General features: G+C 36.7%; 9 protein-coding genes. 3 read left to right on the top strand and 6 right to left on the bottom strand.

The window, feature by feature from the left end; genetic code table 11:
- Together RTX21_RS11325 and RTX21_RS11320 are read right to left on the bottom strand one after the other, a co-directional pair.
- Positions 1-2,998, bottom strand: a 2,998-nt coding sequence (locus RTX21_RS11325) for a hypothetical protein (protein ID WP_312767725.1), incomplete at its 3' end; no start/stop codon positions are given.
- 14 nt (positions 2,999-3,012) lie between these two features.
- Positions 3,013-4,029, bottom strand: a complete 1,017-nt coding sequence (locus RTX21_RS11320) for a T9SS type A sorting domain-containing protein (protein ID WP_312767724.1) — start codon at positions 4,027-4,029, stop codon at positions 3,013-3,015.
- A 901-nt stretch (positions 4,030-4,930) separates the two neighbouring features.
- Here RTX21_RS11320 and RTX21_RS11315 point away from each other — a divergent pair.
- Positions 4,931-5,086, top strand: a complete 156-nt coding sequence (locus tag RTX21_RS11315) for a hypothetical protein (RefSeq protein WP_312767722.1) — start codon at positions 4,931-4,933, stop codon at positions 5,084-5,086.
- Between the two features lie 445 nt (positions 5,087-5,531).
- Here RTX21_RS11315 and RTX21_RS11310 read toward each other — a convergent pair whose 3' ends face one another.
- Entirely contained in the window at positions 5,532-6,173 is a 642-nt protein-coding gene (locus RTX21_RS11310) for a hypothetical protein (protein WP_312767721.1), read from the bottom strand.
- Between the two features lie 253 nt (positions 6,174-6,426).
- Positions 6,427-8,670 (bottom strand): TonB-dependent receptor, encoded by a 2,244-nt coding sequence (locus RTX21_RS11305; RefSeq protein WP_312767720.1) that lies wholly within the window; start codon positions 8,668-8,670, stop codon positions 6,427-6,429.
- Positions 8,671-8,838: 168 nt separating this feature from the next.
- Here RTX21_RS11305 and RTX21_RS11300 point away from each other — a divergent pair, with 168 nt between their 5' ends.
- Positions 8,839-9,339, top strand: a complete 501-nt coding sequence (locus RTX21_RS11300; protein WP_312767718.1) for a superoxide dismutase family protein — start codon at positions 8,839-8,841, stop codon at positions 9,337-9,339.
- Between the two features lie 573 nt (positions 9,340-9,912).
- Here the strand turns inward: RTX21_RS11300 and RTX21_RS11295 are convergent.
- Positions 9,913-10,464 carry a hypothetical protein gene (locus tag RTX21_RS11295; RefSeq protein WP_312767716.1) on the bottom strand — a complete coding sequence of 184 codons (552 nt, stop codon included), beginning with the start codon at positions 10,462-10,464 and terminating at the stop codon, positions 9,913-9,915.
- Between the two features lie 58 nt (positions 10,465-10,522).
- Positions 10,523-11,074, bottom strand: a complete 552-nt coding sequence (locus RTX21_RS11290) for a hypothetical protein (RefSeq protein ID WP_312767715.1) — start codon at positions 11,072-11,074, stop codon at positions 10,523-10,525.
- A 180-nt stretch (positions 11,075-11,254) separates the two neighbouring features.
- Between RTX21_RS11290 and RTX21_RS11285 the strand changes: the two genes are divergently transcribed.
- Positions 11,255-11,530: a helix-turn-helix transcriptional regulator gene (locus RTX21_RS11285; RefSeq protein WP_312767714.1), complete on the top strand. Its 276-nt coding sequence runs from the start codon at positions 11,255-11,257 to the stop codon at positions 11,528-11,530.

The following is an 11,530-nucleotide window of genomic DNA, read 5'->3' as shown; positions in this document are numbered from 1 at the left end:
CTGTTACCAGATCCAATGCGGAGACGGATGTAGGTAGTAACAAATTTCCGGTCTGGGTGTCTGGCAAGGTATCCGGATAGACCGTCTCTAAGGTAGAGACGGTTTTTCCATTCTTCTTCGTCTCCTTAACCAAAGGGATGCCTATCATATTGGCGTCTGTCAACAGTGTTTTGCCTTTATCCTGGGCATAGGCATACGTGGTCTCTGTAGTAGTAAGGTCTGGGGAAGTGGTGACCTCCGAAGAGAGCAACAACGGGTTATTGGCAGAATAAACAAAATTCTTTAGGGTGGTTACAGTCCCATTGGTTCGATATTCCGTAGTTGTCGCCGCTGTCGGTACAGAATAGGAGGATATAGCATGGTGATGCAGATTCCATTTGGTCTTCAGCAGCTGGCTGTTCGAACCCAGCTGTAACTGTAGTGCCAGATTGGTCTGTCGGATTCCTGTGTAGAAGCCTTTCGTACCACTTGTATAAATCGGGGAATTGATATAGCCTTTTTCTATGACGGGATTGTTCGCTTTATCTTTATATTCTTCATGTACCGGTTTGCTGTACCAGGAAATGTCGGTTTTTCCATAGTATCGATTGAAAAAATCCTCTCCATTATAAACATTACTATAATCCATGGTAAGTGGATTAAAGTTACTGTATTCATTTGTGGTGTACTCATTGTTCTGGATATTTCTTATTTTTTCCACCACCTTACTGTACTGAACCTTATTGGCATAAAAGGGATTAAGGTTGGACTCCGACATATAGAAAACATTATTTGTATAGGGTGTGGTATAGTTTATCGTATTCTGTATGGGGAACGATTCGTACATACCAAATTTCGGTAAAATACCTTTTCCCGTGCTTAGCTTGATATTATTCTCCGTAAACTCGTACTGATATTCTTTTTCTCCTATTAGTTGGTTATCAGAATCAAAATTCTGGATCTTATTGACCCTTATACCTCCTACGGTACGTATCAGTGGAATCTCATCCTCTTTGATTTTGACATTGACGTGGAAATAGGTATCGCTATACGCCGGATTATCCAGTATATTAAGACTTCCGTTGAATTTTATTTTTATGTAGTACTCTCCTGGGGACATAGCTGCCCACTGGGAATTATTTACAATACCATTGGATGTAATGGAATAGAGCATGTCATTTCCATTCCCGTCAATTAGTGTAGGCTCCCTAAAATTGCAGTACACCTCTCCATCCGCTGGGGGAAACACATCATGAGGCGTTGTGATGGCCCCGTTAGGGCAACCAAAATAATAATCATCCAGATTGGGTTTGGACTGCAGGGGATTGCTTATGTTTATCTTGCACAGATAGTAAGCCTTATTATTATTTTCAATGGTCTTTGTGCATCTATCATCCGGACCACCATTGTTGCTGAACTCAAAAACATTTAATTTATAGGGGTTTTTAACGTTCTTTAATTGTATATATTCTGGCACATTGGTATAGCTTGGCAGATAGTCATAATCAGAAATAGTGTTAGGCTCAAAGGAATACTTTGTATAACCACCCGTAGGATAGACCACTTTGGTTAGGGTACCCGCCGTTACATAATTTTTATTTACAGCCCTCTCTGTACCAAAGCTGCTTTGAAAGGTCAGCAAAGAGCCGTTTGTAGAATGGACGAACACCATTTCCGGAAACAGGCGCTCATTTTCATCTTCATGGTTGTAGCCGCCCCAATAATCTTGTGCATAGGAAAACTTCTGAGGCAGCGGATTGGGATCGTATTCAAACCTGTACTGCATGATCTGCTGAACATTATCCGATGTTTTGAACTTGACAGACTCAAGCTTTAACCTCTTGGTATTGTAATCATTGTAATCATTAGCTACACTTTGTCCATTAGTAATGATAGAATCGAAATAATGGTTGTTGTCCAATTCGATCACTTTATTCAACACTGCATTCTCCGGATTCCCATCTGCATTGGAATAGATCCTGATAGACTGAAGCCTTTTGGAGTTTTTAAGATCCTGTCTACTTGCAGTATCATAAACAAATTCAACAAACCCATTCTTAAAAGAGATTTTTGATATTCTTTTTTCTTTGACTTTGTTGATAGAATAGAATCCTCCTCCTACTACATTCAGACCCCTGTCAGATACCTTAGGTATCCTTTGGATATATTCTACATCATCCAAAGCATTTACCGTGTAATCAAAATTGACCTCATTTCCCTTTACATCTATAATCTTGCGTAAATACCATGATACAATGCCTATAGGTTCTTCGGCTCCCGCAGGCAAAAAAACCCCTGGTGTTTGTATGCTCCTTTGGTTTGTCTCAGAATATATTGGGTTATAATAACTACCTTCGTTGATTTCACCGAAATAATACTTGACACCTTTCGAGTCTGTGATGATCCATTCATATATCTTACCGAAAGCTCCTGTGGAATATTGGATCCTATTATTGGTAACCTCATTTTCATAGAATTTTCTGTCATCTTGGTCAAACTGGAATTGTCCGCCGGAAGCTGCCGGAAGAGCATAGGAAAACATATCGGCTTCAAGGTCAAACTGCCTATCCTGTCCATATTGGATAGATTGTTGGACGATAGGGTTATCTTGTGCCAGTGTTAAAACATATTTCAGTTTATACACCTGATATATAAATCCTCCGAAATCATGTGGAGGATTCAGATCATCAATAATACTTCTAATCTCTCTGGAGACCACTCCTCCCGCATTAAGACTCCATCCTAACCCTACATTTGTAGCTTCCTGTTCTACCTTGATGCCTCCTGCATAATAACTTAAAGAAACAGGAACTTGAATATCCCCTTGTTGAATGGTATAAAGTGGGATAGAGATAGAAGGAATTCCTGTAGAATTGTCCACGGTCTGATCAAGATATCTAGTCATTTCCATGACATTTGGTGAAGGAGAAAAAATTGCTGGGGTAAAATTATCATTTTCCTGTCCACTCATTGCTATATAAGTGTGGGTAAGGATTAAAATAGAATATAATTTTTTCATAATCTGTGTTTTCATCATTCTTTCACGATCTTGGTTGTTAGTTTCTTGTCTTTCTGTGTCGGGATGTTAGCTTTGATGATGTAGACACCCTGTGGAAGTTTACTGGTGTCCACCTTTGTCACTTTATTCATGGTCTGCAACTGCTGTGTCACCTTCCCCGTCATATCATAGACAAAGATATCTGCACTCTCAAAGTCCAATCCTATTTCCACATAGGCATAATCTTTCACGGGGTTCGGGTAGATCCTGATGTCCCTGTTTTCCATCAGGTCATCCAGATCTTTATCTCCAAGCTTCACGACCTTCCAGTTCTCCTTGCCCAGTTCCTCGGCGCTCGTTCCGGCTAAAAGATAAGAGCCATCACTCTGCAATCTTGCACTTACCAGCCGTTCCTCATTCTTCTTTTGTTTTCCTTCAACATATTTGCGCCATTCCTCCCTACCATTGATATCGATATACAGCATCCAGAACTTCTCGTCATCCTTCTTTACCTTTTCCTCTGCCTGGGTGTAGCCTCCCAACAGAAAACCTCTGTCCTCACTGAAATTATCCTTGTTCGTCCTCCTGATGACATCCAGGCTCATCGCAACATCCCGGTTCCCGAAGCTGTAGCTCTTCTGCCATATCTCATTGCCTGATTTATCTAAATTGATTACCCATAAATCCGTTCCTTCTTTAATGTTTTCCTTCTTGTTGCCTGATGACCAGCTGGTACTTTCACCTGAAACGATGTATCCGTTCCGGGTATTGGCTATTGTTTTAGGTCTGTCGTCCCCACTTCCGCCATACGTCCTCTGCCATTCGATATTCGAGTTCTTGTCTAATTTCACAATCCAGTAATCTCCATTCCCAAAGCCATCCTCGGATTTTCCGATGAATGTTTTTACCATTGAGGTTAGTTCCGGTCTTGTAGTTTCGTTTCGGGGATCATTGATCTGAGGATCACTGCTATCCGGATTATTTAAGTTGTCCGTTTTTCCAGAAGTCGAGTAAATTAGTAAAACAGCTCCTCCGTCGGGGGTCGGGACCATATCGGTAACCTCGTCCAAAGATCTTCCGCCGAGAATGGTCGTCTGTTTCAATTTGCCATCCTTGTCCAGCTTCGAGACGAACACATCCTTGGAACCGAACAGCTTCCTGTTATCATTGATATTCCCCGCAACGAAGAATCCCTGGTCGGTGGATTGTACTATTGCCGATGCCTCGTCATTGCTTTTCGTTCCGAGAGTTTTCTGCCAGAGTTCCTCGCCATTGTCATTTAACCTTATCAACCAGGCATCGCTTCCGCCAAGGTTGTTCTCCCTCTTATCACCCGAGGCGTTGGAAAACGATGTCCCGAAGAGCACGAAACCTCCCTCCTGAGTGGCGATAGAGCCCATCAGATAATCGTGCCTCGTCCCACCGAGATATCTCTCCCAAACCTTGGAGCCTTGCTGGTCGAGCTTGACAATGTGGTAATCGTAGCCTCTGTTCTGTTGTTGGTTGTCGGTTGATAGTTGTTGGGACTTTTGATTGATGGAGCTTCCCGATAGCAATATCTGCCTGTCGATAGTGGTGGTCATTGTCGTGAGAAAATCCTGTGTGGTGGACGGGATGTCCCGCTGCCAGGTTACCTTCTGGCCATGGACATGGCATAGGGCGAAGATCCCCATACTGATGCTGAGTCTTTTCATCTTTTGAGTTTTTATATTATTAGTTGATGGTCATGATGCAATGGTAGCATCGCTCAACGACAAAACCTGTCGCTTTTTATTTTTTTCTAAAAATAATCGTTTTTTTGCTACTTTCAAAATACTTTTCCTTGTTTTTTATTATGTTAAATGGATTTGACGGGGTTTTCTGATGAAAAAGCAGGGTAATTTCATCATACAATAATCGAACGAGCATCGAACATAGGATACCCAACGGATATACAACCATCGAGGAAAGGATATGCAACTATCGAACATGGGATATACAAACATCGAAGAAAATGCTTTTCCGGATATACAAAACAGCAAAATGGATATAGGAATTTCACTTTTAGATATAGAAAATACACTTCTGGATATAGAAAAAACCAATATTATGTTAAATAGAAAAAGATGAAGCTCCAAGAGAGTTTTAAAAGATCACATATGCTTATCCCATCCAAACTTAAAAATCGACAACGTCGATCCTTTGTGTCTTGAAAAGCACTTGGACATTAAAGACTTTGCGACTTTGTGTTAAACTCACCCAAAGCTTATCTGAGCGAAGCGCCTTCGTGAACCTAAAGCCGTCGAATCAAGAAAAAAACTTCGTGCACTCTGTGTTCAAAACCACAAAGACACCAAGTAATATACGATGGACAGAAAGAATGCTCTAAAACGAACATCAACCATTTCACCTCCATTGTCAAGCCGAGGCTCTCGAAGCCCCTTGTAAAAAACTTCAAAATAAAAAATAACACGTCAACTTCTGTCGTATCATCATGATACATTTGGCCCATCAGCTGATAAAAAAATCCCTCATCAAAGACAAGGGAAATTTATGTAATATGAATGTTTGTTTTTTATTTTTGACTAAGAAAATACTCAGCTTCTGCTTTACCCCATTTTGGGTCAAGAGCAGTTTTTGGCTTGTAAGTATTGAACTGCTCAACTGCTTTTTTAAACAATTCTGCACCTTTTGCTTTACTTCCTCCAAACTGTTCAGGTGTGAAATAAGCATCTTCTGCTTGCAAAACTGTAATTCTAGGATTATTTGGGTCTAGTTCCTGAGCTTTAGCCAAGGCTTGTTGTGCAATTGGAGCTTCTGTCATATATCTGGACATCGGATCTGCCATCATTCTGAGTCCGCTTGTCATTTTTTTCAAAATAAAAAGTTCAGCGTTATTTGGACTCAAAGCTTCTGCTTTAGCGATGTATTTTTCTGCTTCCGCAGCAACTGGGTCTAATCCGGATTTATCATCGCCACGCATCAGGATTCTTCCTTTTTGTATTGTCGCAAATGCAGCGTAATAATAGGGTAACCATTGTGTATTCTCTTTGGTACCTATTCTGTCAAAATCATTGGCCAAAGCCGTAAACTCGTCCGGTGTTTTGTGGTCTTCTACTTTTGCGATTTTTTCTGTCATTGCTTTTTCAAAAGCGGTTTGTGCAAACGCTGTAAATCCTATTAAAGAAAGGCTGATTGTTAAGATTAATTTTTTCATTTGGATATTTTTTAATTGTTATTTTAAATTTCTGATTCAAAGATAGAATGAGTTTAGTTTTATTTAAATTTTATTTTTCTGAACTGTAATTTTTGATGACCGAATCGTAATTCAAAAATCGCTTATTATTTAGAATTGCGTCAGTTCGAGTGAAATTCTGACAAGAATTTTATATCGAGAACCTATTGCAGATACAGTTTTCGATACATTTTTCTCCACTTTATTACGAAAAACACTCGAACTGACGTGAGAATTACAAATTATTATTAATCGCATCATTCGTCTTATCAACCCCAAAACTTACAAATACACCTACAAAAACAAATGTATTAACAGGCGGTCTCACAGCAGTTCTACTTGCGCCATCCGCAGAATAATTATAACCGTAAACATTTTTATTCCCCAAGATATTATTGATGCTCAAAACAAACACGGTAAAGGATTTCGAATCTTTTTTGCCAACGCTTGGCACATAATTCACACTGAAATTCAGTCCGCTGTAATCTTTTAATCTTCCGTAATCATCTATATAATTAACCAATTTTCCATTTTCTTCCTTCGTCATAATATTATAATAAGGCCGTCCTTTGGAATAAGTATAAGATAGATTAAAACCTGTTTTCCAATCCATCACAAATTTCTTAGCAACCGCATTGAAGGTATGTTTCGAAGCGAAATTTGGCGCTAAACTAAAAGGATAGTTTAAGAAGTCTCTTTTGGAATCCAAGTAAGAATAAGTTAACCAATAATCGATGTCTTTGAAGGTTTTCTTGTCTCTCCAGAATAATTCGATTCCTTTTGCAAAACCTTTTCCTGCATTGCTATTGGCAATTTGATAATATTGATTATTGGCCGAAGACATATTGCCTGCCAATGAAGTCGTTTTAATCAGATCATCATACTTTTTATAAAAAGCTTCGAACCTCAAGCTTCTCCCATCTGCATTTTTCTGAACCTGAAAAATATAATGGTCAGCTCTCTGAAAATCAAAATTCTTGCTGTAAAGATATTTGCTTTCCGGATTTTGATAGAAGATTCCGTAAGCAAAAGATGTTGTCCAATCTTTGGAAATCCTGTAAGCCAAAGCGGCTCTCGGTGAGAAATTCCATTTGTCGAGATAAGAAGAATGTTCCGTTCTTGCACCTATTTTTGCAGTCAAATTATTCGTGAAAATTAAATCCGTTTCTGCAAAACCAGCTGAAATCAAATCCCTGTAATTTCTTTCAAAAGTTCCGTATCGCATTGTTTCATCTGCATTGTTGATTTCAAATCCTGCTCTCAGAATACTTGCTCTGTTGATTTTTCTTTCGATAACTGCTTTGGCGTTGATATAATTTGATTTATTATTAATTGGCGTATCGGACTGCTCAACATTATCTTTAAAAGTCGCAAAATTCAGATCACTGGAATTATAAGTATAAGACGTTCCGATATTCAAAAGATACTTTCCGAATTTCTCTTTGTAGGACAAGTTGTGATACATATTTTGCCCTTTCAGACCTACTATATTTCTATCCGAATCTTCTTCCAGACTTTCTGAGCCAACTGCCATTTTATTTTCGTCCACACTTCCGTAATATTTGATGAAACCTCCTTTTTTGGTTTTAATTCTAAAGTTGGCATCAAATCCATAACCTTGAGGAAATTTATCAAAGTCCGTATTAAAATTGAATAATTTTCCCATCAATCCAAGATTAGAATATCCGCCAGCGACGCCCCAGGAAGCCGTTTTTTCCTGATTCAATTTTTGATAATTCGCACTTAAAAAAATCGGAGAAACTCCAAAATCAAAAGAAGTCGTATCCGGCAGATCCACACTTTCCAAAACCAGAACCGAAGACAAAGCCTGTCCGTAAATCGCAGAATATCCACCACTTGAAAATACATTTCCTTTAAATAACGAAGTATTGAAACGGTCTCTCCCCGCAATCCCCGGAACCGAATTGGTAAAATAATTATTGACCAGATTCCCATCCATAAAGATTTTGGTTTCAGCGCCAGTTCCACCTCGTACAAATAATCCTTCGCTCTCTCCCACTTTCTGAACGCCCGGTAAATAGCCTAAAGCTGAAGAAATTTGCCCATTTGCACCAGCAGTTGTATAAACATCCAAAGGTGTCAATAATGCCGTTGCACGCTTCTTATCGCTGGCTTCTATACTTCCTGCAGTAATCACCACTGCATTGATTTCGCTGATTTGTTCTTTAAGATTGGCATTCATCGAAATGTTTTTGCCTTCAATCTTTACAGGAAGTTCAACTTCATCATAATTTTGTCCTGAAAAAACCAAAGTCTTATCTCCGGTTTCTGTAGTTGTGAAAGAATAGTTTCCATTTGCATCGGTGGTGCCACCGTCATAAGTGTCTTTAAGTGTTACATTAATGTCTTTCAGTGACTTATTCTTGTAAGTAACTTTTCCGGAGACTGTAATTTGTGACCAAATACTGATTCCGATCAGTAAAGTAAATAAGGTTAGATGTCTGGTTTGGGTTGTCATTATCTTAATTTTGGCTCAAAGATATTTCAGTGAATGATAATAGTAAATTAATTATGACCGAACTGTAGAAATCACTCACCGAATCGTAATGTTTCACGTAAAACATTGGATTTATAATGTTGGCTTTAAATTTGTTATATCGGAAAAATAACAATTAAGTTTAAAACTATGAAAAATTTATTACTAATTGGAATTGCCGGTCTCTCGCTGGCTTCCTGCAAAACGGTTTCGAAACAATACATCGTTCGTCCAAAATCTTATACAGAGACTCAGGGAACAGCAAATTTTACCCAGAAAAAAGGAGAAGTTACAATGGATTTGAGCGTTTTTAAGCTAAAACCAGGACTACACGCTGTCCATATCCACGAGTTTGGAAATTGCAGTGCAACAGATGCTTCATCAGCCGGCGGCCATTGGAATCCGAGTAAAGACGACCATGGAAAATGGGATACGGAACACTTCCATATGGGCGATATCGGAAATCTTGAGGCCGATAAAAATGGGCAGGCTCAATTGATTTTCACAACGGATAAATGGTGTCTGGGATGCGATGACCCAATGAAAAACATTATCGGAAAATCTATCGTGATCCACGCTGGAGTTGACGACTTTCATACGCAGCCAACTGGAAATGCGGGCGGAAGAGTTGGATGTGTGGAGATAAAATAGGATTTAAAAGTATAATAAAACCCCTTTCAGTGATTTTCTGAAAGGGGTTTGTAATATATTTATTATTATCAAAATTTTGATAAAATCTGCTCTACAAGAATCTGAAAAATTACATGAACTCTGAAAAATATCGTTAAAAATAAAATTAAAATGATATAAATGATAGAACTCTTTGTAAAAATTTTTATGTTCTTCTCTTTAAAAATTAACAAAAAGAAAAAAGTTGTAACAAAAACCATAAAGCTCGAACCAAAGCTAGCTTCTACAAACTTTTCCATTGAAACTGTTTCTGTTGTACAATACTTTAATATTCCTGTTCTAAATTTGATAAAATAGTAAAAATTGTAGATGGTAATAATACATAGATTTGCAAATGAGTATCTTAAAAATAGTTCAAATCTTACATCTGTCTTTTTATATAATAAAGACCCAACTAATAGCAAAACCGAAATAATAAAACAGCCAAAAGAATTATAAACAATAATCTCAAAATAATCGGAAAACAGAGGTGAAAAAACCGAGTTTAACAAATAAACACATATTGCTGAAAAACCTCCACAAATAAATATTTCTTTAATATATTTTACCATTTACTTGTTCTATTGTTTTGTTTTTCAAATAACTAACATCGGATTTTATATCTTGTAAAATTTTAATAAAGTTTTCTTTATCAGAATTTGTTGAAATCAGATTGTTCAAAATATTATTTATTTTTTGAGCCAGTACATCAGAAATAAGAATTTCATCAGAATTTCCAGTCACTATGTTATCGTATGCTACATACAAATCCGGAAGTATTTTAGCATATTCTATAGCATCTGATAAAGATATATTAAGTTCTGAAAAACTGGTTTGATAATAATAATTCTCATATTTTAATCCAAACAAACTGTTTTCTAATATATTATCTCTTATAGAATATGATTTTGCATCATTAAAATTTTTTGCATATTCAGAATTATTACTTATCAATTGATTTTTTGCATAACCAGAACTACATCCATTTTCGTCACAATAAACACCTATTGGCCCATCATAATCACAGGAACCTTTTCCTCCACCACAACCTTTACAGCCTCCTCCAGGCATCAATCCAAGGATTTCTGTCGTTTCCTCGTGAGACAAAGTGTTATCTAATTTGACTTGTGAGCCGACATAATAAGAAATAAAATCTTGAAAATCCTCAGACCTCAGTATATTCAGATGTAGCTTTATTCGCAAAATTTTCATTCTTAACAAGATACGTTGTCAATTGATGTGTTGGTAATTTTGAATATCTTATCAAAAAATTAACATCTGTCATATGTATTGAAGAAATTTTTAACGAAAGCTCAGGAATCTCGACAAAATTCTGACCTGATTTTTTAAACATATTCTGAACCAAAAAGCCTTCTTCCAACTTATAAAAACAAATGGCCTCGATTTTTGAATAATCTAAATCCTCTCCGTTACTCAGATTTCCTGTTGTAAATAACATAAATTGCAAAACATTTCCATTATCAGATTTTCTAGTTACCGATTTGTAAACGTTATTTATTTTTTCAATAGAAAATTCTACTGAGCCTCCTTTTGTGAATAAATAATTATCTGTTCGGTCTTTGTATTTTGCATTTTTCGAAAATATATTATTTGTTTTGGTTGAGGATGTTTCTGCAGATTTATCTCTCTCACAAGAATAAATAAGAGAGAAAATGATTATTGGGATAATTAGTAAGTAATAATAAATTTTTTTCATTTTGATTGAATTTTAAAGTTAATAAATTTTCTAATAAAATCTGCGCATTTTTATTAATTCGAAATTATTCATAAATATTCTAACGAATTAAAAATAATTAGCAGTTTTACTTCATAATTTAGAAATAATTCTTCTCAGATGAATTTTATTTATTAATTTTAAACTACAAAACACTAATTGATGAAAATAAATGAAAAAATTAAACAGCTGAGACTGCTCAGTGGTTTTTCTCAAGCTGATATTGCTAAAAAGCTTTTTATATCACAAAGAGCTTATTGCGATATAGAAAAAGGGAAAACAAAACTAGATATTGACCGATTGGAGCAAATAGCTAAATTATATAATACAGACGCTTTTGATATACTTGCTACAATTACAAGTAAAGAATCAAATTCTCAAAAAATAAAAAATCTTGAAACTGAAATTGAAAATTTAAAGAATCTTTTAACCAAATAA

It is taken from the genome of Epilithonimonas sp., from assembly GCF_032054305.1.
Taxonomy (GTDB): Bacteria; Bacteroidota; Bacteroidia; order Flavobacteriales; family Weeksellaceae; genus Epilithonimonas.
The sequence above is the reverse complement of the archived record's forward strand: the minus strand, read 5'-3'. Positions and strand labels throughout refer to the sequence as shown.

What these genes read in the sequence shown, in the direction of transcription:
- RTX21_RS11290 (WP_312767715.1), bottom strand. Translation starts at nt 11,074, where the DNA reads ATGAAAAAAATTTATTATTACTTACTAATTATCCCAATAATCATTTTC.
- RTX21_RS11300 (WP_312767718.1), top strand. Translation starts at nt 8,839, where the DNA reads ATGAAAAATTTATTACTAATTGGAATTGCCGGTCTCTCGCTGGCTTCC.
- RTX21_RS11315 (WP_312767722.1), top strand. Translation starts at nt 4,931, where the DNA reads ATGCAACTATCGAACATGGGATATACAAACATCGAAGAAAATGCTTTT.
- RTX21_RS11310 (WP_312767721.1), bottom strand. Translation starts at nt 6,173, where the DNA reads ATGAAAAAATTAATCTTAACAATCAGCCTTTCTTTAATAGGATTTACA.
- RTX21_RS11320 (WP_312767724.1), bottom strand. Translation starts at nt 4,029, where the DNA reads ATGGTCCCGACCCCCGACGGAGGAGCTGTTTTACTAATTTACTCGACT.
- RTX21_RS11305 (WP_312767720.1), bottom strand. Translation starts at nt 8,670, where the DNA reads ATGACAACCCAAACCAGACATCTAACCTTATTTACTTTACTGATCGGA.
- RTX21_RS11285 (WP_312767714.1), top strand. Translation starts at nt 11,255, where the DNA reads ATGAAAATAAATGAAAAAATTAAACAGCTGAGACTGCTCAGTGGTTTT.